Annotated in this window: 16 protein-coding genes; all 16 read right to left on the reverse strand. The window is 37.7% G+C overall.

The window, feature by feature from the left end; all coding sequences use genetic code 11:
* Positions 1-1,926 carry a glycoside hydrolase family 97 protein gene (locus AC0L7T_RS16715; protein ID WP_473336741.1) on the reverse strand — a complete coding sequence of 642 codons (1,926 nt, stop codon included), beginning with the start codon at positions 1,924-1,926 and terminating at the stop codon, positions 1-3.
* Positions 1,927-2,129: 203 nt separating this feature from the next.
* On the reverse strand, positions 2,130-3,149 hold the full coding sequence (locus tag AC0L7T_RS16720; protein ID WP_473336742.1) for a serine hydrolase domain-containing protein: 1,020 nt from the start codon (positions 3,147-3,149) through the stop codon (positions 2,130-2,132).
* A 12-nt stretch (positions 3,150-3,161) separates the two neighbouring features.
* Positions 3,162-4,193: an NAD(P)-dependent alcohol dehydrogenase gene (locus tag AC0L7T_RS16725; protein ID WP_473336744.1), complete on the reverse strand. Its 1,032-nt coding sequence runs from the start codon at positions 4,191-4,193 to the stop codon at positions 3,162-3,164.
* A gap of 154 nt (positions 4,194-4,347) precedes the next feature.
* On the reverse strand, positions 4,348-6,675 hold the full coding sequence (locus AC0L7T_RS16730) for a helix-turn-helix domain-containing protein (RefSeq protein ID WP_473336746.1): 2,328 nt from the start codon (positions 6,673-6,675) through the stop codon (positions 4,348-4,350).
* Between the two features lie 198 nt (positions 6,676-6,873).
* Positions 6,874-7,548: a hypothetical protein gene (locus AC0L7T_RS16735; protein ID WP_473336748.1), complete on the reverse strand. Its 675-nt coding sequence runs from the start codon at positions 7,546-7,548 to the stop codon at positions 6,874-6,876.
* Between the two features lie 241 nt (positions 7,549-7,789).
* Positions 7,790-9,286 carry an IMP dehydrogenase gene (locus tag AC0L7T_RS16740; RefSeq protein WP_473336749.1) on the reverse strand — a complete coding sequence of 499 codons (1,497 nt, stop codon included), beginning with the start codon at positions 9,284-9,286 and terminating at the stop codon, positions 7,790-7,792.
* A gap of 253 nt (positions 9,287-9,539) precedes the next feature.
* The gene (locus tag AC0L7T_RS16745; protein WP_473336751.1) at positions 9,540-11,903 is read right to left on the reverse strand and encodes a right-handed parallel beta-helix repeat-containing protein; all 2,364 of its coding nucleotides are present in this window, start codon (positions 11,901-11,903) and stop codon (positions 9,540-9,542) included.
* A gap of 214 nt (positions 11,904-12,117) precedes the next feature.
* Positions 12,118-13,026, reverse strand: coding sequence for an alpha/beta hydrolase (locus AC0L7T_RS16750; protein ID WP_473336753.1), 909 nt, complete (start codon positions 13,024-13,026; stop codon positions 12,118-12,120).
* Between the two features lie 549 nt (positions 13,027-13,575).
* Positions 13,576-14,001: a 3-hydroxyacyl-ACP dehydratase FabZ family protein gene (locus AC0L7T_RS16755; RefSeq protein ID WP_473336754.1), complete on the reverse strand. Its 426-nt coding sequence runs from the start codon at positions 13,999-14,001 to the stop codon at positions 13,576-13,578.
* A 334-nt stretch (positions 14,002-14,335) separates the two neighbouring features.
* Complete coding sequence (locus AC0L7T_RS16760; protein ID WP_473336756.1) at positions 14,336-15,148, reverse strand: GDSL-type esterase/lipase family protein; 813 nt, start codon at positions 15,146-15,148, stop codon at positions 14,336-14,338.
* Between the two features lie 250 nt (positions 15,149-15,398).
* Complete coding sequence (locus AC0L7T_RS16765) at positions 15,399-15,695, reverse strand: hypothetical protein (protein WP_473336758.1); 297 nt, start codon at positions 15,693-15,695, stop codon at positions 15,399-15,401.
* A gap of 368 nt (positions 15,696-16,063) precedes the next feature.
* Positions 16,064-17,620, reverse strand: coding sequence for a RagB/SusD family nutrient uptake outer membrane protein (locus AC0L7T_RS16770; protein ID WP_473336759.1), 1,557 nt, complete (start codon positions 17,618-17,620; stop codon positions 16,064-16,066).
* Positions 17,621-17,638: 18 nt separating this feature from the next.
* Positions 17,639-20,758 (reverse strand): SusC/RagA family TonB-linked outer membrane protein, encoded by a 3,120-nt coding sequence (locus AC0L7T_RS16775; RefSeq protein ID WP_473336762.1) that lies wholly within the window; start codon positions 20,756-20,758, stop codon positions 17,639-17,641.
* Between the two features lie 750 nt (positions 20,759-21,508).
* Positions 21,509-21,916, reverse strand: a complete 408-nt coding sequence (locus AC0L7T_RS16780) for a GNAT family N-acetyltransferase (RefSeq protein WP_473336764.1) — start codon at positions 21,914-21,916, stop codon at positions 21,509-21,511.
* Between the two features lie 192 nt (positions 21,917-22,108).
* Positions 22,109-23,710, reverse strand: coding sequence for a RagB/SusD family nutrient uptake outer membrane protein (locus tag AC0L7T_RS16785; RefSeq protein WP_473336766.1), 1,602 nt, complete (start codon positions 23,708-23,710; stop codon positions 22,109-22,111).
* Positions 23,711-23,721: 11 nt separating this feature from the next.
* Positions 23,722-26,628, reverse strand: coding sequence for a SusC/RagA family TonB-linked outer membrane protein (locus tag AC0L7T_RS16790; RefSeq protein WP_473336767.1), 2,907 nt, complete (start codon positions 26,626-26,628; stop codon positions 23,722-23,724).
* Positions 26,629-26,777: the final 149 nt, after the last annotated feature.

Below are 26,777 nucleotides of genomic sequence, written 5' to 3' on the forward strand. Positions count from 1 at the left end.
TTATTCATCTTCATTCGAAATCCTTTTAAAATACACCACATGCCCCCCTCCTTCAGCCATTCGGACATCAAGTTTGGTTTTAACATCAACTGCCTGTCTTCGAATTGTATAGTATTCTTTGTTGGTAAGGAAATTAGAATTTTCGGCATCCTCATAAAGTATTGCCTCGTATTTTTCATCCTTCGACAAAAAACTTAAATCCAATGTAATCGAGCGTGCTTCTCTATTGGTAAGGGAGCCTACAAACCAATCATCTCCAGCTTTTCTGGCAATGCTGACATATTTATCCATTGCTGCATCCAGCACTTTATAACTATCAAATTGTGCTGGCATTTTCCGAATACAGTCAAACAAATCTTCTTTTTTAAAATAGGCTTCAGGGCTATCTGGCAATACTATCCATCCAGAATAGATGGTAATAAGCTTAGCTACTTCTGCAACCACAGTTCCTGGTAGCTCCTCAAAAACTTTAGGCCTACCCACATGTGCACTATTTAAATCAAACCATCCATTGGTCATATCCAATGGCCCTGCTATCTGATTGATTAAAACTTGATTGACAGCTGTTTCAGGGAAATGAGAATATTTGGCATCTCCCTGAGCATGACCAAATTCTTTGGTAATAAGATTGGGCCATGTTCTTCTATCTCCACTTGGGGGAATGGGATTGTCATGAAAGTCTACCATTAATTTATATTTGGCACACAGGGCTACAATGCCCCTGGTATTCTTCACCTTTTCTTCTGGCCCACCTTTCATAAAGCCATATTTCACCCCAATGACACCCCATTCTGAAAACTGTTTCAAAACCCTTTCCAGTCCGAATTTTTTAGCGCCTACATCATTTAAATAAAGGATGATCCCAATGTTTTTATCGGCTGCATATTGCATACATGCTTCAATGTCAATTCCTTCTCTTGTAGTGGTAGGATCAGAATTTTCATTGAACTCATCGCCATACCAATCAGCATCAATTAACAAGTACTGAATATTATTTTCAGCAGCGAAATCAATCATTCTTTTATGGGATGCTGTATTAAGTTCATATTCAAAACCATCGGCAGCTTTATAACCTAAAACACGCCAATCCCACAGAGATTTACCCGGCTTTACCCATGAAAAGTCTTGATTTTTGCTGGGTTCATTTAGATTCACCAGCAAGTCAGATTCAACCAAATCACTCACCTTTTCTCCCAACATAAAAGCCCTCCATGAGGTCTTAAAAGGTTGGTTGCGTTTTGAATAGGCTATATTGAAACCAAGTGATGTATCATTGGACGAAGCAGCTATAGTAAAAGGAGCAAATTCCATTATTTCTGCTTCATGGATGGCCATAAAACTGTTGTCATGAAATTTCATAACAATAGGGGTTCTAACTTCTTCATTACTTTTTTCAGTCCTGAGAACCGGTCCTATATTGTGTTTTTCACCATTGTATGCCCAATAGGTATAGTCATCCTTGAAATTTAAGCTGCTTAATTCCTGATCAATTTTTATACTGTCTTGAATGGCTTCGGATGGGAAGCTATACCGATAGGCAAAACCATCATCATAAACCCTGAACTCAAATTCATACCAATAAGATGAGGACTGGTTTTTTGCAACTTTGAAATTAAATCCATTATAATGGTTGTTGACAGTCGCTTGTTTTCCATTTATAGTTTCCCAGGTTTCATTAAGCTCGGTCTTATTAAAGTCGCTAAATGATACATTTTCGACAAAACGTATACCATTTACTTTTAGTCCTATTATGGAGGATTCCAGAAGGGTATCCGAACCATTAATTACAGTAAAAGCACTGGAATTGTCAATATTTGAAACATTTACCTGCAGCACCCCATTTGGTGAAAACAACTGAAAATCACTATGTTTTGAACAAGCTACTAAAGCCAACAATACCAAAATTGTGGAAATCTTAATCTTCATACAGGCAAGTTTTTTGATTTAATGGAGGCCAAATGTGTCGCTAGAATATTACTAAGCAACAATACCTCAATCTAGTATGCTTTTAAGGTATTTAAAAGGATTTTCTCCAACATAATGGGAATGCCTGTGGTTTTACTGGATTGGCCTAACGTCTATGTGAATGCGGCAACCTTATCCCCTAATGTTTGCTGAAATGCATATTTTTAATCCCTTACTATTTTCACTATACGGCTGTACATGATTTCTGCTAGATTCCAGTCATACCCATCAAAGTTAGTTGTATTGTTAAATTGAATCACAACCGTATCCATGTCTTTGAAGTATTTTGCAATACTCTGATAGCCAACAATCAAACCGGTATGCTCATACACATAAATTGAGGAATAGATTTCCTGTTCCCCTTCATCAAACAGTGAGCCATCGTTTAATGCTCTCAAGAATGTACCTACGTCAGCTGCAGTAGCTAACATTCCTTGTTCTTCCGTCTTAAAATCCTGCTCCTCCCCCACATAATAGCCACTCATTACCTCCTCTATATCCACTTCACTAAGTGAAGCAAAAGTATTGTTTAGTCCAAGTGGTATTAAAATCTCCTCCTTGATATATTGGTTATGGTTGTACCCTACGATTTTATCAATAATTTGGGTAAGCAACAGGTAATTGGTGTTCGAATATTCATAATCTTCACCTGGTTCAAAACTAGCAGGCATTTCAATGGCTAGTTCAAGTGCTTCCTTATTGAAATTCGGACGATTTTCCCAGTAAGCAGGATTGTCGATAAAGTTGGGTATACCAGATCGGTGCTGCACCATTAATCTCAAAGTAATTCTTTCTGCAAATTCAATTTTCCCCACAAGTTCAGGGAAGTAATCAGCAAGGGTATTGTCCAAAGACAAACGTTTGTCATTGGCCAATTTAGCGATAGCAACTGCGACATATAACTTGCCTATACTGGCAATCTTAAATAGGGCATCTGGACGGGCAGGTATTTTCTTTTCCCGGTCATGCCAGCCGGCTGTATACAATGCGGGTGACTGGCCTGCTTTATCCACATAGACTACCATTCCATCAAAGCCATAGTCAATTGCTTCATTTACTTGTTCCTGAACTGTGTCCGGTAATGGCATTATCCAAGCCTTAACCAAAATCCACGGTACGAAGGCCAAAGAGCCTATGCTTGCAAGGATAAATACTATCCTGAGTATTTGTTTTGTCCGTTTCATAGTCTTATCGTTTCAAGCCGATTCGCTATTGTTTAATTGCGGATTTGCTATCGGAAGTTTGTCCGTTTTATGTTCCATGACCAAAACTACATTCCCTCGCTTATGCCCCTTATCAATATACCTATGGGCATTCCCTACTTGTTCCAGGGGAAAGCTCCTGTCCATGAATGATTTTAGTTTACCTGCTTCAATGATTTCCTTTACTTCTTTAAATAGTATTTTCAATTCAGCAACGGGTTTTAATCCTGTAGCAGAAAACTTTGCCTTCTTACTTCCAAATATTGAGGTCCGTAACATTTGGAAAAGGAGCGGCATTCCCAGAACAGGTGAGACATACATTCCCTTTTCAGTCAAAGAACTTTTGCATGCTGAAAATGACAGCTTCCCTATGGTATCGTAGATAATGTCATATGTTTGATCATTTATAGAAAAGTTTTGTTTCGTGTAATCAATAACATGATCGGCCCCTAATGACTTAACCATTTCAAGGTTTGTGGTGCTACAGATCCCCGTCACCTCGGCCCCGTAGTATTTGGCAAGCTGTACCGCAGAGGTACCTAAACTTCCAGCAGCGCCGTTGATCAAAACTTTTTGTCCAGGTTTTATTTCAGCCAATTCCTTTAGGAAATTAATGGAAGTTAATGCCCCATCGCAAACTGGTGCAGCTTCCTCAAAAGTCATATTATTAGGCATGGTGGTAATTAAACCATCTTCAGGCAGACACAGGTACTCAGCTTGTGTGCCATAAATCTCTAGAGACTCCCCGTATACCCGGTCGTCTACCTTAAAAGTCCTCACCCCATTCCCTACTGCTTCAACCACGCCTGCAAAGCCAGTTCCGGGAATAGGATTTTTGGGTTTTAAAAGACCTAAAAATAAACGACCAATATAAGGCTTACCTGTGCGCATCATACTTCCAGCTCTGGTGACGGAAGCTGCGTATATTTTTATCAAAACTTCATTTTCCTTAGGTATAGGCTTTGCTACTTCTTGTACTTGAAGAACCTCAGCTGATCCATACCCTGTGCTTATTATTGCTTTCATCGTTAAGTGTTTTTGACATTAAACCCGAAATATGGAATAAACAATCTATTGCGTAGTCCGGGTTAAAGATTTTATTTTAATAATGAAACAAAAGTAAGCCGGAGGTTTTGGTAAAATGTTCGTGATTATAAATCAGAACCTATTGAAAACCACTTTAATTCTGACTTTTAAGAAACTGCTTAGGAGTTAGACCAGTTTCTTTTTTAAAATAAGTATTAAAAACGGTTTTTGAATTAAACCCACTGTCATACGCCAAGCCTATTAGAGACAAGTGGGAATTGTTAGGATCATTCGCAATTTCCTTAAAAGCTTCCACTCGGTAATGGTTGACAAACTCATTAAAATTTCTACCAATGCTCTCATTAAGCAACCAGGAGAGTTGATTTGGATGTATTTCTAAATGATTGGCTAAAGATCGCAATGACAAATCACTGTTCAGGTAGGGTTTTTCCTCATCGAAAAGTGCTAATAAGCGGTTTTTGTAGCTTTCTGTAGTTTCCTCATCTAACAAAGCTTTTTTGGGGCCTATAGATTGAGCCTCATTGCAATTGGGATAAATGACTTTATGGTATTTGGTATATCTTGAATCCTTTTTTAAATCATTAACCAAAGGATCGGTGTACCGAAGGAGCAATAGGGAAGCCTTGTTTTGGAGGGCCTTCTCAACCCATTGAAATGCCTTGTCGGCCTCCCCTAAAACAGCGTACATCAAAAATAAATAGGAATCAGACGTAAATCCATTAGGTGCCTTGGATTGTTCTTCTAATAGGTGTTGGTACTTTAAAGTTTTGGCTTTGTCTTTTTTCATCGCATAAGCCAAAGCAATGGCTCCGGTTTTTTCTCCTTCAATAATCACGTCTTCAGGCACATCATCAAAGTAAGTAATTACCTCCTCGTATTTTCCTAATTTCAATAAGCACAATGTTTTAATACTGTGCGCAGGTATATTTTTATTATTATTGGCTATGCAGCGATTGAGCATTTCCAGGGCTTTCGCGTAATCCTCAATCATATAATGGAAATAAGCCCGGAAAAAATGGGTTTCATCTGAAAGTGGATTGATGCTTAATGCAATATCAAGGTGATTTTTTGCTTTATCCCTATTGCCTGCAATGATGTATAAAAAGGAAATGAATTGTTGGGCATCGGCATTGTTTGGATTGATCTCTATCGCTTTCTTCATTTGAGTAAGCGATTTGGCATAATCACATCCTATAAAAAAAGATTGATTGGACAACTGATAATAAACACCTGAAGATTCATCGTTTAATGCGATCGCCTGATTCGTATACTGAATAGTTCTCCCCCATGCTTCTTCAAACGGCATAAATCCAGTAGTTCCTAAAAAACTATAACAGTCCGCATTTCCAACCAATGCCTCAGAATAATTGGGGTCAATCTTTAAAGCCTTATCATAATAGGAAATCGCCGTTTCAACATCTTTCGGATTCCATTTGTTCTTGTGAAATTTTGCTTTTAAACAGTACTCATAGGCACTGATACTTTCTGTTGGTTTGGTTACAAGGTGTTCATTTATTTCAAAGTGCCCAAAATGCTCTCTTAACTTATCCGCAATCAAAAGACTGATCTCATCCTGAACTTCGAAAATATTCTCCAGCTTCCTGTCCCATGTTTCCGACCAAAAATGAAAATCTTCCTCTGTTTGGATCAACTGAGCAGTAATCCTCATTGTATCGCCAGCCAAACGAACACTACCTTCAAGAATAGCAGAAACATCCAATTCTTTCGCTATTTGTTTGATTGGAATATTTTTATTTTTAAAGAAGAAAGAGGAAGTCCTGGAAGTAACTTTCAGGCTCTTAATTTTCGCCAAGGCGTTGATGATCTCTTCCGTTATGCCATCACTAAAATATTCATTTTCCGCACTCGTACTCATATTTGTAAAGGGAAGCACCGCAACGGTCTTGTAGGCAATTTTTTGCTTTCCTTTTAATTCCTGAAATAAAGGGACTTTAATTCCCTCATTGCAAACTGCAAATACCTCAACGGGCTTTGCAATGTTCTTAAGTTCAAAATGACCAAGAGAAGTTGTAGCAATAGTAGGATGGTTTTTTAGCTCATCATTTAATTTCTCCGACAAAAGAATACCACCAGCCACACTCATGCTTTCAATCCGGGAAGCAAAATTTACTCCGTCACCATATACTTCCGTTTCACTATAAACAATGTCACCCATGTGCATACCTATGCGCACAGGTACTAGATCGCCTTCTTGCAAAAGTTTCTGGATTTGGATGGCGCAATTTGTTGCTTCGATGGCGCTTTTAAAAACACTAAGGGTACCATCTCCATAATATTGTATGATTTCACCATTGTGAATTTTATGAAGGCTTTCGAAAACCTCCCGATGTCGGCCCCTGATACTCACGGCCAAGGCTTCATCTTTTTGCATCAGCGCTGTATAACCAACAATATCTGTAAACATGACCGCTGCCAATTGGCGTATTACCTTACCTTTCATTGACTATTTCTTCTGAAGATTTAAGAATCCAATGGCTTAGGAAAATAGCAATTGAACGCTTACTCGTATTTCAACCTTTAAAAATAGGAATAAAAAGCAAACTGTCAGCACTTTTCGCTCATTAGGTTAAACATTCTAAGTGGTTCCAGCCGTTTACCTTCTTGGTTTAAGAAGGTCTTTTGGCTTTCTTAATTAATATCAAAACCCTTTCGTAAGTTGTCTAATGGCTATTAAATGTCCAAACAATACTGTAGGGACAACAACTGTTGGCAACAAATTGAATGGGAAATACAAGACGGCAATATTAGGTTGGTCAAATGCCAACTGCTGAAAAGGTGTTGGAAATGCTAATATTGCGGTTATCACAACGTTCAGTAGAAGTAAGAGGCAAATGATGTTCCACCACAACAAGAATTTCTTTTTTCCTTTGACCACCCGAAAAGCCAAATAGGCCACAATAGGTGCCGTTATGCCTGAAAACAAATCGAAATTTGTCCCTTCAAATGTCATGTAAACAGATACGACCCCTTGATAATAAAGCAAAGCTAAAACGATCTCAACTGGTATCCGAATACTGTGGAAATAAGTCAGTTTTTCCAGGTCAATCTGATCTATAAATGCTCTTCCTTTGATTGTCAAAAAAATGGATCCTATAAATATTATGGTCGGGAAAACACCAAAGAGTAAAATTCTTGGCGGTAAGGCCTCTGTGTATTGATAAATGCCGCTAAGCCCAAGAATAATTTGTAAAAATGTCCAGCCAATACCAATGAGTAGAAAGGTTTTAGATTGGGTCACATAGTAAAACCATGCAATTGTGGCTATTACTATTAGCCCAAACAGTAGACTTATGTATAAAGGTAGATTTTCCATTACTATCTTATATTGGGCTAGGCTTGGTCTGCCAATTCCTGCCAGCATTCCAAGGACAAAGGAGCGTAATTTTCACTACTTGTATTAACTATTTCTTCTTTAGTCATTAAAGCATGATAAAGATAATAAACGACTAAAATGCACCCTGACCTGGAACACAAAGTATTTTCCTACAAGGAGTACTGATAGCCTTCTTTATTATCTAATTATATGAATCTACGCTGCAGAATTTCATAGCCCCTTAATTCTTACCATCTTTTACAATTACATCATGAGCGCCACCTTCAATAATACTGGTAGAGGACACTAAAGTCAGTTTAGCATCGGATTGTAATTCCTTAATTGAGGATAAACCACAACTACACATGGTTGATTTAGTTTTTCCAATTGTTTGGTCTAAATTATCCTTGAGCTTACCTGCATAGGGAACATAACTGTCAACGCCTTCTTCGAATTTCAAATTATCCTTTCCGCCCATATCATAGCGTTGCCAATTTCTTGCCCTATTGGAACCTTCACCCCAATATTCTTTGACATAATTTCCACCCACAAGAAGTTTTCTTGTCGGACTTTCATCGAAACGGGCAAAATACCTACCCATCATTAAAAAGTCTGCCCCCATTGCCAGTGCCAATGTGATATGATAATCCTGTACAATTCCTCCATCTGAACAGATAGGAATATATTCACCACTTTCTATAAAGTATTCATCGCGTGCTTTGGCAACGTCAATAAGCGCAGTAGCTTGTCCTCTGCCTATTCCTTTTTGCTCTCTTGTAATGCATATAGAACCACCACCAACACCAACTTTCACAAAGTCAGCACCAGCTTTGGCCAAATAAAGAAAGCCATCTTTATCCACTACATTACCAGCTCCAATTAAAACATTGTTATTGTATTTTTCCTTTACATAAGAAATGGTTTCTTTCTGCCACTCCGAGAACCCATCTGAAGAGTCAATGCACAATACATCTACACCTGCGTCTACTAATGCAGGAACCCTTTCCTCAAAGTCTCTTGTGTTAATCCCCGCGCCAACAACTAATCTTTTCTTATCATCTGAAAGTTCGTTTGGGTGATCCTTATGACTGTCATAATCTTTGCGAAACACAAAATATTTTAATTTGCCATCTTTATCGATAATCGGCAAATTGTTTAATTTATGTTCCCAGATGGTATCATTGGCATCATTTAAAGTAATCCCATCTTTAGCGGTTATCAAACTTGACAAGGGTGTCATAAATTCTTTCACCTTCTTATCTAAATTGTCCTTGCTAACTCTATAATCACGACTCGTTATTAGTCCTAGAAGTTTCCCACACGAGGAACCATCATCTGTTACGCCAACGGTTGAGAAACTCGTCTTCTTTTTTAAGGCCAATACATCTTTTAAGGTATGTTCTGGAGTTAAATTGGCTCGGCTTTCTACAAACCCAGCCTTATATTTTTTTACTTCCATTACCATTTTAACTTGTTCTTCAATTGACTGAGAACCAAAGATAAAGGATAAGCCTCCTTCTTTTGCCAAAGCAATTGCGAGTCCATTATCAGAAACTGATTGCATAATGGCAGAAACAAATGGAATGTTTAAAGAAATTCTAGGGATTTCCCCTTTTTTATATTTAACTAAAGGGGTCTTTAGATTTACGCTGTCTGGGGTGTTGGTCTTTTTTGTTAATCCTGGTAATATCAAGTACTCACTAAAAGTTCTTGAAATTTCATTTATGATATTTGCCATATTTTTTCAAATAAAATTTTGCAAAATTAGAGAATAATTCTGTTAGAAGGGCCAAATTTGTCATTAATTCTTCATTTGAAGCCAGTATCTGCCTTACACCCAACATTTATGATAAGATTAGGTAGCCGACTGTGTTTCGGACTATCCTGATAAACTACAAGCAATTGAGACAGGTTAAAATCCTTGAATTAAAAGTTTATTCGGCCATTATTTTTATACAATATTACCAAATATGTAGCTATAATCATGCAAATCATTGCAAATTAACCCTTATTTCACGTGCCTTCTGGTTACGGACAATGCTTAATTTAAGATAGCCATGCCATAAGTTTTCCTGGTATTTTATGAGCAATTCTGAAATATTTTTTATTTTTTCGCCTTCAACTCCAACAACAACATCGCCACCAGTTATTCCTGACATGGCTAATTTACTTTTATCTCTTACGCTTAATACAATGACTCCATCCATGCTGTGTAAACCTGACGCAGATTGTTCTGCAAGTGTTTCAACGTTTTTAAGCGTGCCTCCTAGCCAATTTTTTATTTTACTGCTTTCTTCTTGAGAATAAGAGGCATTTAATTCTGGGATATTGGCTTGCTTTGCAATGGCTTTTAATTCAGCTTTTTGAACGCCAAAATTGTCCATTGGGAAATTTTTAAACCCTAATTGAAGTGCAGATGAATTTTCCGCAACGGTAAAATCTCCTGTCTCAGGAGATACAAACATCGGATCTCCATAAAGACTATGTGCATCAGTATTGTTTTCCTGGGCCAAAGCCAATGAAACAGCTTCAGGAAATAGGTTATAATCTACTTCCTTACCCCAACCCGTAAGGCGTATTGGGAAATGCTTGGTCATTGTGATATTCTTTCTAAAAACGTCTTTACTGTTGGCAAACCAAACATGGGGATGAAAGCCATTGTTTATCATTATATTATTTTCAACTAGCCTATCAAAACCTTCCCGAAGTTTGATCCCTCCATTCAAGCATAAATTATTATAAATATTGTAATTGGATGAGCCATCATCAAGGTCAATATCCCATCCATGGTCACAACGAAAACGATTGTTTCGGATTATGGTTGTATGCATTGCATCCCAGAAAGGCATTTGAGGATTTGCCTGCACCAAACTGTCTATTACTTTCCTATTAGGATGCCAGAAGCGGTCCCTACCCCAGGAGTTGAAGGCCCCATGATCTCCAGTTTCCAAAACGGTATTAAATACATCATTGTTTTCAATAAGATGTCCTCCCCAGGTACCTTCACTTACATTGATTCCTGCCCTTGGCACGTCATAAATACTATTGTTTTTGACATGAATGTTCATGGCCATTGAGAGCTGAACTCCTGCCACTTGTTTTTCAATGCGACCTATTTTATAAATCAGGTTGTTCTCTACTTTACAATCTGCCGGATACAAATCATTGGCTGGGCCCTGAATAGTATCCATTGCTGCTATAGGTACAAATTCGCTGTATTGATACGAAGGTGAGCGCACAGCAGTCGAATCTCCTACAAAACTGATGGCTGTTGCGCCAACATCATGAATATGATTGCCAATAATTTCTGTATTTCTGTTGTACCCATTGACAAAAATTACGTTCCCTCCTAAATTTGTGAATTCACAATCCTTAATAGAGATGGACTCGGTTCCGCTTAGTAAAATTGCCCCTCCTCGGTATATGGTCCAATCGCTACGAAGCAACTTATCATAATCCTCCATAAAGGTTCGCATGGCATGTTCAAAACGTACACCTTCAATATTGACATTTTTAACAGGGTTTTCTGGATTTCCAATTACCTCGATAAGGTGTTTTAGTGTGGATACTTCAGTAGTAGAATTGATTAAATCAGTCCCGTCCTTAGCCCACAGATAAAGTTGATTTTCCTGTTTGTCGAAAAACCATTCTCCTTCACTGTCCAACTCCTCAAAAATATTTTCTACCATTCTTAGTTCAGGGTGCATGGGTGAAGGGCGATTATTTTGATGGCCACCAGTAAGGATAAGTGTTCCAATTGAATCAACCCCAGTTATCCTATAATGAAAACCACCCCATCGGCCACGGTGCATGGCATGTACAAAACCTCCTTTAGGATCCTTCCATGTCGCTACCCGTTCTTTTGCTATTGCATCCTCGGCATGCCCTTGCCAGGCCCCTCCGTTTTCATCGAAATTAGGATACCTGGCCAAAATCTGCTTTTCTCCATTGATGAAAAGCTGGTTAAAAACCACATTTTTTTTAACTTTGGTAACCCAAATGTTCTCGTCAAATGCTTTCCAATTTGTATTCAGAACCGTTGAACCTTTAACACTTACTTTGTCTGTACCTTCTCCAATAATAGCGATATTGCTTAGTTCTGGGGGGATTACCAAAGGTGTTGACAAATGATATTCTCCTTCCTTCAAATGGATGGTAATCGTTTCATTGTTACTTTTCCTGATCTTCATGGCCTCTTCCATGGCTTTTTCAATGGTTTGGATTGGCATTTCTTTCGTGCCTGCATTCTCATTATTACCATTGGAACTCACATAAATATCCAGCTCTTTTGTACCACAACTTATGAGCATAAATGTTGCTAGCACTGCTATGAGTATTGATTTTTTCTTTTTCATTTAATACCGGATCTTTTTAGGGCTTTGGGAAATGACATTGTTTGAAAGCTTACCCCTATTAATACTGTTAAAAATAGCATCAATCGGTAAACCATCAGGCCTTTTTATCAAACAGGGTTACCACAGTTTAGGGACACATAACCCCATATTGTAGCATGCATTATTACACTTCTATCTGATCAAAGAGTTTCTTATTCCTATACAGAAATTAAAATCACCACTTAACAATGCCACTTTTATTCATCCAAGCAAAGAGTGGCTGCATCCATTCGTCAGCAGGTGAACTCAAGACAAATCCATGATTTCCTTTTGGGTAAAGGTGCATTTCTGCAGGAACTTGATTTCGAATTAATTCCTGGTAAAACCGGATGCTGTTTTCAACTGTAACCACATTATCGTCACCTGCATGGGTTAACCAGGTGGGAGGAGTATTTGCGTCAATATGTAATTCATTTGAAAACAACAAAATTTGTTCTTCAGAGGCATCCTTTCCAAGCAAATTTTGACGAGAGCCCAAATGGGCCAATTCGTCGGTCATACTGATTACCGGATAAATCAGAATCATAAAATCGGGCTTTAAACTTACCTTTTCATCATTTGGGATATAGGATTTATTAAAATGCGTTCCAGCCGTTGAAGCTAAATGTCCTCCTGCTGAAAAGCCCATAATCCCAATTTTCTGAGCATCCAAGCCCCATTCTGAAGCATGTTGTCGCACCGTTTTAATTGCCTGTTGCGCATCTTGTAAAGGCCCTGTTGCTTTATCAATCATGATTGAATCGCTTGGTAAACGGTATTTCAGGATGAAAGCTGCAATCCCTTTGCTTACAAATGCTTCAGCAATTAGGGTTCCTTCGCGCAGATAACTCTCCCCTGAATAACCTCCACCTGGGCAAATGATTACTGCCGCTCCCGTAGCAATTTCTTTTTCAGGGAGATACAATGTCAATGTTGGTTTTGAAACATTTTTAATCCAGGAAACCTGACCATTTTTCTCAATGACTTCTTCTGTCATGGAATAAAGTTTGCTGTTAGGAATGGCATTTGGGTAGAGGTCAACTATTTGTTGTGCTTCCAGTTGAATAGCAACAATCAGAAATAGTATTATAGCAATGGATTTCATGGATTTGGAATTAATTCTTGAATTTTTATTTCTATAAGAACAAAAGTCTTTAAAACTATGTTGTCATTAATGTAAATATTCAAATCTCTAAATGCAATAAGCTGAAAGATATTCTCCGATAAATTTTGCAGTTATTCTTTAAGCCATGCGAGTGGGGAATTTAAACCATGAAGCGCTTTATCAGGGACTCCTTTTCTGTTTAGCCAATAATCCCCCCATTTCTAGCATCCATAAATACTTACCTGCCTTCTTCATTAAAAACGGAAATTGAACCCCTTCTTGGTATAGGAGGAAGAAAGCGGAATAATGCCATAAGCAGTGCTTCCTTCTGATAAGGCGAAATTGCACGTATTTAAGATAAAACCATAAGCTTCAAACGGCTCCACTTTTAAGCACAAAAAATATTAAAAGAGATAAATCCATTTCTCCAATGTCGGGCTAAACACCAGCAGTCCATCATTGATCCATTGAAAATAATCCTTAGCTTCCCGAAGCTTTCAATCTGGCATTAAAGTTATACTTTTTGCAGAATGCCTGATTTTTATATTTTTATTCACTTTCAATTCTTGCACACATCCAAGTTGCTTCAGCAATAGCTTCGTTTTTAGCATTGTAAGCCACTCCACTTTGTTTTATTAGTCTGTTACTTACTCTAATGTTTTTAATAATGTATTTGATTTCTTCGTTATAGGTCACTCCTTTTAAAAACTTAACATTCTCCATACTTACTAAGGCAAAAAATCCACTCGCAAGGCCTGCTTTATTGACACCTGCACCTCCACATTGCGCCATTGATTCAATTAATATCATTCCAGGAATAAAGTCAAATTCAGGAAAGCTACCTGTTAACATTTTGTCAATCGATCTGTCAAAACTTTTTAGTCCTATTATTTCTTTTTCGTTCGCAGTAATAATTTCATCTAAGAATAAAAAAGGAAATCTATGAGGTAGTAATTTTTCAATTTCAGATTCCATATTCTTGTTCATTTAAATATTAAATAGGGCACCAGTATCTTGCATTGCTCAAGGAGTCCCGGTTATCTTTCTTTGGGTAATAGGCACTTTAGAAAATTTCTATTCTTGCATTCCTAAGATAGGTAAATATGCAGTCATTTGACTAAAATCCGCCAAAGAAAAAGATAAGCAAAGCAGGCTTTTAATACAATGCGTGTTGGGCTAATGTGAAAACCATCATACAATATTAAATTCTTATAGAATTTACCCCAAACCTAAAATAGCAGCTCCTTAAGTAAAGGGTCCAATCCCGTCCGCTTTTGACATCTACCAGTGCTAAAATGATTTTTGATTCTCATTCTTCAATACTATCAATATATGGGCGTAGGGCTTCGCCCCAAATTTGATATCCAGCTTCATTTGGATGGCAGAAATCAAGTGTAACCTTTTTGGTAAGGAGGCCATCTGAGGTCAGCATTTTAGAAGCAATGTCTAGCAATATTATCTTGTTATCAGCTGCATATTGCTTCAATAGGTGGTTAGTTTCGTTTATTAATTTCCTGCGTGGATTATCTGGCATTTCTTCACGGGGCATTATTTCCATTAATACAATTTTAGCATTTGGCGCTTTAGTCCGTACGCTGGTATAAATTGCAGCAATTCCTTCAATTATTTCTGCGGCAGTGTTCATCCGGGCGTTTTTTGTCTCGCTGGTATTGTTGGTGCCAATATGGATAATTACCAATTTTGGGTCAAGCCCATCAAGTTCCCCATTTTTCAAACGCCACAGTACATTTTGAGTACGGTCCCAACCAAATCCTAAATTCAATACACGATGGTTTTTAAAGGTTGCTTGCCATGAAGCCGGACCATTGGATATTCTTGACCTGCCATCGTCGTACTTTAGTGGGGGATAATTTCCTCCCCAGAAATGAGTGATGGAGTTGCCAATTAAAACAATTTCTGGATTCAATGAATCTTTTACACCAAGCACATCATTATGCCGCACCAACCAATCATAACTGTCATCTTCAAGTTTTGGAACCGGTATTATCGCTGTATTGGAAGGTTTTTCAACCGCTTGGGCTACTTGCTTATTTTGCTGTTTACAGCCAATAATACAAATGGAAAAGAGGGCAAAATAAAGGAGCTTTGTTATTGATTTCATTTCATAATGAGGTTTTAATAGTATAAACAAGTTAGCAATAAAAATAGCTGGACATTGACTTCCAACCTAGTTATTTTGGCCAATAACTCATTAGAATTGTTTAGTAGCTTATGAAAAAGGGCGAAATTTAGACTTTTAGGGCCTTGCACATATTATTGGAATCAACATTAAAGAAGATGCCAGATTTATTTTAATCTTACCGGATTTGTGCTTTAAATAGGAAATTTTGCGGTGGTCAAAACGTGAGGCTTTACTCAATTTTTTTAATCTCAACAATTTCACAGTCAATACTTGGAGAACAAGATTCATTTATGCCGATTTCTTTGTATTTCACACTTACTTTATCTCCAGAAGTAAAAGTTATTATATCGTCTAAATTAACTATTAATGTGTCTCCATTGTTAAGGTGTATTTGTTCAGCGCAGGTTGCTAAACCGCCACTTAACCAAACGTTTCCAATTTCTTGAATAATAAAATCATCCTCTTTATCCAAATTGCAGGATAAAGAAAACAACAGTGTCACACCGAATAAGATTATTTTATACATTGTTGAGTTGATATAGGTAGATTTTTTATACCTACTTTTTATTTTAAATTGCTTGTGTAAGCTTTTCAAACGAACAGCTACATTACGAATAAAGTATATCCTTTAAATTCCTCTCGTTATTATTGCCTACTAATATAACTAAGTTTTTATGATTTTGATAGTATTGATTTTAGCAGAAGATAAAATTCTTTTGTTAAAATTATTTCCTAACCATAGTTAAGCAAAAAATTAGGTTTCTCAATTTATAGAATTTGAAAAATTGCAATGCTGAGGGAGAGTCTTAAGTAAAAAAACCCACAAACAAATCGTTTGTGGGTTTTCATTCAACTTTAAGATCTATACTTTAACTTGATAAATGCAGCGTATCCTTAATAATTCGGGTTTTGCGTCATATTATCATTGATATCAATCTCTGCTTGAGGAATTGGCCATAGATAATCCCGCTCAGGTCTGAATGTCCTTGTCAAGCCACTGGTAATGGTTTCCCATTCTCCACTAGCTTCGTTGAGGTAATACAGTCCTTCTACCGTGCCAATCTTGTCCTCTCCGATCTTCCATCTGTTCATGTCATACAAACGTAATCCCTCAAAAGCCAATTCAACCGCTCTTTCATCCCTGATGATTGCTCTAAACTCCTCTTGGGTTTTACCTGTTTCTATTGGAGGCATATCTACTGTTGGTCTTTGTCTTACCCTATTTATCGCCTCGTAGACTGAATCGTCAATTTCATTCAATTCGATTTTAGATTCAGCATACATTAGTAGCACATCGGCATAACGTATCAAGATCATATTGATAGATCCAGTATTTGGATTGGTACCGTCAGCTTCAAAATCCACCCACTTCTTCAAGTTGTAGCCATTTACTGTAGAAAATTCCGAAGACCTCACCCTATCGGCTGTCGGACTATCCGGCAATGAGTTAAAGGTGCTGGTACCTATTGGCTGTCCTGTATAATAAGTCGTGAAATTCCATCTTGGATCAATGTTTTCAAAAGGGTTGTTGGGATTTTTAGGTCCTTTGTACCCATATTTTAAAAACAAGTTATGGATGGGTTCCACTACAGATCCGCCACCTATAGAGGCCGCAGAAAACGAAAAGGCATTGTAAGTATCACCACCTACTGCATATTGTCTATCAAAGATCACTTCTGAAGAATTCTGCCCTGCATAGTTAAATAATTTTCCATAGTCAGGATAGAGTTCATAGATTCCTAAATCCATTACTGCCATGGAGGCATCTCTGGCAACAGCATACCTTTCATTTCTGTAGGCAACCCTGGCTTTCAAAGCCATAGCAGCGCCTAGCGTAGCCCTTCCTACTTCCTGGGAATAACTCAATGGCAATTGACTTCCCTGAATTATCTGATCCAATTCAGCAATTACAAAATCAACCACTTCAGACTTTGCGGTCCTCCCGATTTGATCAGTAATTTCCAATGGCTCTAAAATCAGTGGCACATCCCCCCAAAGACTGCTCAATTGGGTATAAAAGAAAGCACGTAAAAACCTGGCTTCTGCCTTGTATCTGGACAACAATTCTTGATCTCCTTGTTCTATCCTGTCAATATTTGCCAACACATTATTGGCCCTTTGAATTCCTCTGTAATACCTGTCCCACTGAGAACCAATCGCTGCGTTGACTGGATCAAAAGACCCCATAGTCACATCATGTAAAGAGCCAGGTCCGGAAGGTGCTCGAAATCCAATATCCGTTGCACCATCCAATTCTTTTACCATTAACTGACCATCCAATTCCGCATAAATCCCATTTACTGCGAGATTAGCATCCTTTTCCTGTTGCCAGTAAATTAGTTCTGAAACTTGTCCAGGAGGCACCAAATCCAGCCCATCATCACAACTGAATAAGCCAATAGCCAAATATGAGAGCCCTATGTATTTTATTGATTTATTTATAAATTTCATCGCTTTTCCTTTTTTAGATTAAAACCTGACGTTTATGCCACCACTGAAAAGTTTGCTGTGAGGGAAGAATTGACTTCTTCCTCTAGGTGTTTCCGGATCGAACAACTCTGTTTCTGTAAAAGTCAACATGTTTTCACCGGATATATAAACCCTAAGGTTGGCTACAAGATTTTGAGGAATAGTATACCCTAATTGGAAATTCTTTAACCTAAGATAACTGGTATTCTGCAACCAAAAATCTGACTCCATTAGGTTGGCTGAATTCCCAGACCTTACCATAGGCCAGGTGCCATTCGGGTTTCTTTCAGGGTGATAAGCTTCTCTTGCCATGGTTTCAGGAATAAAGTTCGTGTAATTAGGTCCTTCCATCAAAGCACCATCCAAAGAATGTTGCTGACGAAGAACTCCTTGCCAAAACATAGAAAAATCGAATCCTTTATAAGAAGCACTAAACCGAACTCCAAACTCATACCTTGGGTCTTCATTCCCCATGATATATTGATCGCCTGCAGGATAAAGAGATTGAGAAATAACACCATCCCCATTTAAGTCCTCATATATAATGTCTCCAATAGTAACTGTAGGAAAAATGGTCGCTGGATAATTGTCTAAATCCTCTTGGGTTTTATAAATACCAGGAGATTTTAAACCTCTCAAAGAATTGATTGATTCACCTTCAGTCCATACTGTAAATTTATCTGGGAAAAATGGCCCCGTACCTTTCAAATCTTCAATCCTACTGACTACATCAGAAAAATTCAAACCTACAGAATACTCAAACCCATTGTCTGAAGCAGGAGCGCCATGATAATTGACGGCCAATTCCCAACCTTTATTAGAAACTGCAGCTGCATTTTGTACTGGAGGGTTGTAACCAATGGTTCTAGGTATCGGTAACTCTATCAAAATATCATCAGTGTATTTGTAAAAATATTCCGCGATTACTTCAATCCTATCGTCCATAAAGCCCATGTCCAACCCTATATTTGTCATGGTAGTGGTTTCCCAGGTAATGTCAGGATTACCTGCGCTAGTGATGGCTGTTCCTGGTACCAGGTTATTGTTAAACTGGTAGCCAGTTCCAAGATTATAGGTATTGAGGTACCTGTAAAGTCCAATACTCTGGTTACCCAATTGACCCCAGGAGCCTCGAAGCCTTAAATCACTGAACAAATCACCTTCACTAAGGAAGTCTTCTTCTGATATTCTCCAGCCTGCTGAGAAGGAAGGGAAAACTCCCCATCGTTTGCCTTCTCCAAACCTGGAAGATCCATCATACCTAACATTGGCCTGGAACATGTATTTGTCGTCAAAACTATAATTTGCCCTTCCGAAAAATGACCTTAGTCTCCACTCCTGAGAATAACCACTTGTCTTCTGGTTTTGAATGTCACCAGCGTTTATATCCCGCAAGTCATTGCTATAGAAGTTGTCTCTAGTTGCAGAAATCTGCTTGTACCTATTGTAAATTTCCTCATAACCAACCGTTCCTTGTATACTGTGCTTGTCAAAGGTTTGGTCATAATTCAAATACAATCTTTGACTCAATTCACGTTGGTTCATCTGACTTTCTGTAAGCACCGAAGTGGCAAACCAACCACCAACATTTACCAAATCACCAGTCAAATAATTTCTCATGCCTGCCAGGCTATTTTGAAACACAAATCCATCTGTAGATTCAGTGTTGAGCGTTACGTTCCCTTCCAGAGATAAAGCTTCATTAATCGTATAAGCAAAACCTAACTGACCAAAAACATCATCACTTATATTGCTAGTTTCTCCCTCTTGAACCATTGCTCTTGCATTCCATTGGCCTGAAACAAGATCATAAGTTCCGTCAGGATATTCCATTACAATATTTCTATTGATATGCAATAAGGCTTGGGTGATTCGCTGACCAGTAAATCCTGGTCCACTAAAGCCTCTATTCCTATACATCAGGTTGGTTTTAATCGTCAATTTATCAGTAGCATACATGTCGGAATTTATCCGCATGGTTACCTGCTTGTTATTGAAGTTTTGAAGGATCCCATCTGTGTCAGAATAATTTACAGATGCGAATACTCTTCCGGATTTTCCACCACTGGAAAGGGAAATGGAGTGCCTTTGCTGCAAAGCATTTGGATTAAAGATTCCACCTTCATAATCCGCAAAAGGATATTGTAAAGGATTGGTACCTGCAGCCACATTCTCTATATAGGTTTCACTATAGGTTGGATTGGCCCCTACATTTGCCTGGGCCTCATTTTCTAACCTCATCCAGGTAACAGGATCTGTTGGTTCAGGGAAGAAATTTGGGTTTTGCCATCCCACAAAATTATTGTAGGTAATCTTGACAGCACCATCTTCACCTCTTTTGGTAGTTACTAGAATTACACCATTTGCTGCTCTAGAACCATAAATGGCAGAGGATGCTGCATCCTTTAATACAGTAATAGATGCAATGTTATTTGGCTCCACCGTACTTAGCGATTGTTCTACCCCATCTACAAGGATCAAAGGATTGGAATTATTCAGTGTTCCTACCCCTCTTATCCTAATACTTGTACTTTCTTCTCCTGGTGCACCACCGTTGTTTTGAATAGAAAGCCCTGGTGTTGTACCCTGCAATGCTGCAGCGGTATTGACTACGGGCCTTCTGGCAAGATCCTCTCCTGAAACGGTACTTACAGCACCAGTTACATTGGCTCTTTTCTGGGTACCAAACCCAACCACTACTACCTCATCCAAGGAGGACGTTGACTCCAATAAGGTTACATTAATAATGGAACGATCACCAATTTTTATCCGCTGACTTTCAAATCCTATAAAGGAAAAAACCAATTCAGATGTTTCTGGTACTGTCAATGAATACTTACCATCTAAATCAGTAGCGGTACCTATGGTAGTTCCAGGCAAAGAAATAGTTGCTCCCGGAATAGGTTCACCATTTTGATCTGTTACTGTACCTGTTACCGTAACATCTGCCACCAAATTAACTTTTGGCGTATTGCGTTCAGCAGAATTAATGGAGGTAGGCACTTCTTCATAAATGGCATGCGCATGCCCTTTATGGATATTGGGGTAAAATAGCTGAATAGCCATTAGGAATATCAATATTTTGATTGACGGATACCCCGAGAGTAGTCGTTTTTTCATAACTTTGTAGGCTTTAGTGTTGTTTTATGAACTGCATTAAATTAGATCAAATGGATGAACCTGAGAAACTTACCCATTTGTCTTTCTTGTGTGAAGGCCATCTATATATAGATGGCTTTTTCTTTTTTTGCTTTTTCTTTACATAAGGCTGACTCATTTTATTGGTTAAAAGATTGAAATGTTCCCTAATTACTTAGGTCAGGAAACATATAACTAGCTGATTATTGGGTCAATTGGGGCAATTTATTAATAGCATACTTCAAAAAAATCATGGTTATAAATTCTTATAATCTATGGTACAAATAATTATTTTATACTATAAAACAAAATATAACACACAGTTAAATTAAAACCTTGTATTTTAAAGATAATAAATATAACTATTTAACTTTAATATCCAATTGGTGTAAATATTGTTTTATTTATAGCCAAAGCAATTGTTCATTATCAAATTAGATAAAATTCCTTTTATAAGCAAAGACAGTGAATAATTCATTAAATAATTCTGCACTTTTAAGAAAAAAGAAGGTTTTTGGGAAGATTTCTGCTCTATATTGGCATAATGATACTGATAAAATTAAAAATATAAAAGAAAATTACCAGTAAAAAATATATTTTAAATAAGAATTTAATAATGTGACCTTGTCAAACAATACCAAGGTGCTTTACTCCAAAAATGGAATTAGGTCTTCAGTTTTGTCATGCGACTTTCACTTCGCATATTGTGCTGGTAGAGTAGAAGATATTTCCTCAATGATCATTGCCTTTATAAATCCACATAGGTAGCGTTTTCCCTGCTACTTCAAAACCAACCTTTTCATAAAATTCCATCGCTTCCCCATCAGCGGTTAACATTTGCATGTGGAAGTCTTTGTATTTTTCTTGAAGTTTGGCTACAATTCTTTTCCCGATACCTTTTCCCTGATAATCGGGATGAACCAATAAATGTGGATAATAGACGACTAAAAAACCATCTGAAATGGCATTGCCCAATCCAACCAATTTCCCCTTGTCCCAAGCTGAGATTAATGAATGAGAATTTAACAATGCACTTTTCAGTTCATTGGGTTTCTCAGCAGCAGTCCATTTGTTTGCTTTGTAAAGGGCTACAATTTGTTCAATATCAATTTCTCTGGTTTCTGAAATAGAAATGGTCATATTCGGTTTTTATACATTACTACATTGCTCCAACCTGAGCCCCTAAGCTAGCTGGATTTCGATGGTTTTAAAAGTTAGGCGGCATATTTAGAATTGTACATCGGCTAATGATGCTAATTATATAAAAAAGTAACTAAATAAAAAAGGCTCACTTTAAAAGTGAGCCTTTTTTATTATCCTATTTACAATTTCTTAATAACCTGGATTTTGAGTTAACCCTGGTTCTACTCTTAGACTATTTTCATGGAAAGGCCAACGGTAATTATGAGATTGAAAAGAACGGTCTTCAATTTTTAAAGAGACCATCTCTCCATTTTCCATACGCGTGTGGCCCAAAGCCGGTTGATTCAGCACCTCTTCTGCAATTCCCCATCGAATAATGTCTTCATACCTTAAACCTTCTCCTGCAAATTCAATTCTTCTTTCATTTCTGATCAAATTGATCCAATCTTCCTGGCTGAAGTTACTGTACTCACTTCCTGTTACATCTGCCACAGACATGTCAAGTCCAGCTCGCTCCCTTACCATATTGATGCTCTCTAATGCCAATGCATCAATGTCATTTAACATGATTTTCGCCTCGGCATAGGTCAGCAGTACTTCTGCATAACGTAACAATCCAAAATCAAAATTACCACCTGACCTAAAAGCGTCTGCTTCAGAAACGTATTTCTTAAACCAATATCCTGATTTACTAGCCCTTTGATTTTCAAAATACATGGGGTTATTGGTATTGTAAATATCAATAGGTTCCCCATAAAATGCATCTCCTTGTCCCATAATACTCGCTTCATACCGTGGATCCCTGTTAAGATTTGGATTCAGCAAGTATTCTTCCTCAGTATGCAACGGACAGTTTTCAATAGATCTTCCCTGAAGGGTCCAATAAGAATCAACCAGAGATTTCAAAGGCACTACGTAGGATTGGCCATTTCCTGTACGGTAATGGGGGCCCATATCCCTGAATGAGTTTGTCGCTCTGTTACCATGGCTTTGTTTATCAAAATGAACAATTACCTCATTATTTGTCGAAGAACCTTCATATTGAAAAAGATCGCCATAATTGGTATAAAGCGAAAATTTTTCACTATCCATTATTTCTTTGGCCAATTTGGCAGCCAATTCATATCGCTCATTGTATAGCGCATACCTCATGGTCATTGCTTTAAAAGAATAGCGATTGAACATGTATTTATCAGACGTATACTCATCAGCAGGTAACCTGGAAGCAATATCATCAGCTAAAGGAAAAAGTTCATTTAGGATTTCTTCTTTAGGAGTGGTGGGCTGAAGGGCATCCACCAAATCCGCTGGTTTCAGATGAAATGGAACATCTCCCCATCTAAAGGTTAATTTAAAATAATGCCAAACCCTTAGTGCTTCCAATATACTTTTATACTTAGTTCGAACGGATTCATCTTCTACGTAAGGAATATTTGCATTGGCAACAAAGGTATTTAACCTTCCCAAGTGCTTCATTTGCAATTCATAATAGTATAAGAATGCAGATGTTGTACTATTGATATTCCCGTTGGCTATTCTTTGGTGATGGTGACCATCTACCCTGCTGTAAGCATTATCGGATTTCCCTTCTTCCATATAAAATAGCGTCTGATGAACGCCCGGATTGGTAAAAACATCAAGATAACTACTGTACACTACCCTTCGTAAATCTTCTTCATCATTAAAGAATTCGACAAAGGAGGTTGCTGTTGGATCCGTTTTGTCAAGGAATTCTACACATCCTGACAAACTGAACCCTATAAATCCTATAATTATTATTAATTTTCTCATGGTTTTCCTTCTTAATTTATAGTGGCTTTGACTCCCAAACTAAAAGTTGCCATTCTTGGGTAATTACCATTTCCTCCATTTCGTTCTGGCTCTAAGCCCTCCCATTTGGTAAAAGTAATTGCATCCTGGGCATTAAAGTAAATCCTTACACTTTTGATATTGCGTCCTATTTTAGGTATTGTATATCCTAGCTGTAGCATTTTTACCCTAAAAAAGGCTGCGTTACTGAGCCAAACATCACTAAGTACCGCATTTGGACTGGTACCTGTCCAAACTCTAGGGAATCTACTGTTAGGAGTATCAGGTGTCCATCTATTATTCATATAGTATTCACTTGGGGCTCCAAGGTTATTGTTAACACCGTCCATCAATACAGGGTATCCTTCCTGACCATTCAGCCTACCTAACCTTTTTCCTACACCTTGTCCAAGGAAATTAAAATCCCATCTACGAAATCTTAAATTGAAATTTATAGAATAATTCATGTGGGGAAATGGGTCTCCAAGATTGACTTTGTCCTCATCATTAATTACACCATCTCCGTTCCTATCGGCATACTTGATATCACCAGGATAGGTATTTGGTAATTTCGCATCGGTAGCATCTACTTCTTCCCAAGACTGGAAAAGACCATCACTCTGGTATCCGAAATAATTATCAATCGCAATTCCTTCATACCATATTTTATCTTGATTGTCCTTGAAAATAAGTGTATCAGAACGATTATATCCAGCTTTCAAGACACGATTTTGGTTGTCAAATAAAATACCGCCTACACTATATTCAACTTCTCCAACCTTATCAGAGTAGTTGGCCGAAAACTCCCAACCTTTGTTTTCAACTTCTCCAATATTTACAGAAGAAGTTAGGTAATAGGAACCTGTCAATGGAGGAACTGGAAAATTTGAATAAATTAGATCATAAGAAAACTTGTGATAATACTCAGCAGTAAAGTTCAACTTGTTTTTGAACGTGGTCAAATCCAAGCCAAAATTAGATTGGCGCTGCTTTTCCCAACTAAAATCTGGGTTCGGAACTCTCATTGTCCAGCCCCAGGTGTTCACTACCTCTTGCCATAAATAAGGATCAACATTTTCATTACCTATAAGACCATATGAAGCTCTGAATTTTAGGTTGTTAATCAAACCAGAGCTAACAAGCCCACCCATAAAGGATTCGTTATGAATATTCCATGCAAAGGCACCGGAAGGGAAAAAGCCCCACCTGTTGTTTGGTGCAAATTTGCTGGATCCATCTCCCCTTGCTGTAGCTTCTAAAAGGTACCTGTTGTCGAAAGAATAATTTAGCTTTGCGAAAAAGGATGATTTAGTAAATTCACGGTAATCAGTGTAAGTATTGTTCATTATTTCTACACCACCAAGCAAATAAATCTTATCTGCTCCCTCTCTCAATTCCTTTTCATAATTGATAAGTGCTCTGGCTGTAACTTGACTCTGGCTGACGCCCTGACTAGCACCAACAGAGTTACTCCAGATGTTAACCGGCTTCCCATCCCCATCAAAAAACTTATAGGTCAGTCTTTTGTATTTATTTGCTGACTTATTAATCATATAGGAAACATTTCCTTCTACACTAAGATTTTGATTTATAAAATATTTAGGTCTTAGGTTGATTGTACTTCTGTCATAAAGCGCATTATAAGCTCCTCCATGTTTAATGGAGGCAATAGGATTAATATTATTGTGAAGAATATAATTGTCTTCTAAATCCGAATCGTAAAATATCGGTTGGGTTGGATTCATTCTCCATGCCAATTGATAAAGACCGTGGCCATCATTATTTGCTTGGAGTCTGTCCACTTGTAATCTGTGAGCATAGAAATCCGCTAGCAAAACAAACTTATCTGCAATGTTTATATTTGTATTAAAACGAGCAGAAAATTTGTTAGACCCCTCTAATTCATTCATTCCATTCTCATCAATGTAGCCAAGCATCAAATTGAATGTACCTACTCCTCCTCCACCAGAAATACTTGCTGAAGTATTATGGGAATAAGATTGCCTCTGCATTACTTCATCCAGCCAGTTTACATTGGTGTAGTTCCCACTTTCTGACGCTGCAATGTCTTCATCAGAAAACAAAAGGGATTGACCTTGATGACCCCTAGCCTCATTATTGAGTTTCATATAATCAGTAGCACCAACAAAATTGGGAAGATCTATCGGTTTATGTAGTGCTCCCCAAGAATGTAGGTTAACTTTAAACTGCCCAGTTGTTCCTCGATCTGTTTCAATAATGATAACTCCATTTGCACCCCTTGAACCATAAAGGGCAGCAGAGGCAGCATCCTTTAATACAGTAATATTTTTCACCTGATTTGGATCAATATCCGTTAAGGATTGCTCCATTCCATCAATGATAACCAATGGGCCTGCATTCTGCAAAGTGCTTATCCCCCTAATAGAGATGGATCCTGGCACACTGCCTGGCAAGTTGTTTCCTTGCATCAAGGTAACCCCCGGTATGGTACCACTAAATGCTTCTTCCAATTTAAAAATTGGCCTGCTCTTTACCAGATCCATATCAAGTTGCTCTACTGAAGAGGCCAAATGCTGTCGTTCCACCTCACTAAAACCTACAACAACTACTTCATTTAAATCTAAGCTTGATTCTTGAAGGGTTACATCAATGGTATTGGTTCCTTTAGTACTTATTTCTTGCCCTTTAAACCCAATCATATTGAAAATCAAAGTAACATCTCCTGAAACAGAAATGTTATAGGTTCCATCCAAATCTGTGGTGGTTCCAGCAGTGGATCCTTTTATAAGTACCAAAACTGAAGGTATGGCCTCACCTGTTTCGTCAATAACCTTACCCGAAACAGTTCTCTGCTGAGCCAAAGCTGACCAAATAGGCAACATTATTAATAGCAGTAGTACAATTCTACTTTTTAACATATTTAAATATTTAAATTTGGTAAATTTTTTAATCAATAATTTATTTTATATGAATAAATCTAAAACAAAATTTTATTCTCCTTAAATCAAACAATTGAATTAATCAATTTATTTGATCATAATCTATTAATCATACCATATTTTACCTC

This window comes from Cyclobacterium sp. 10D3-21 (assembly GCF_055809755.1).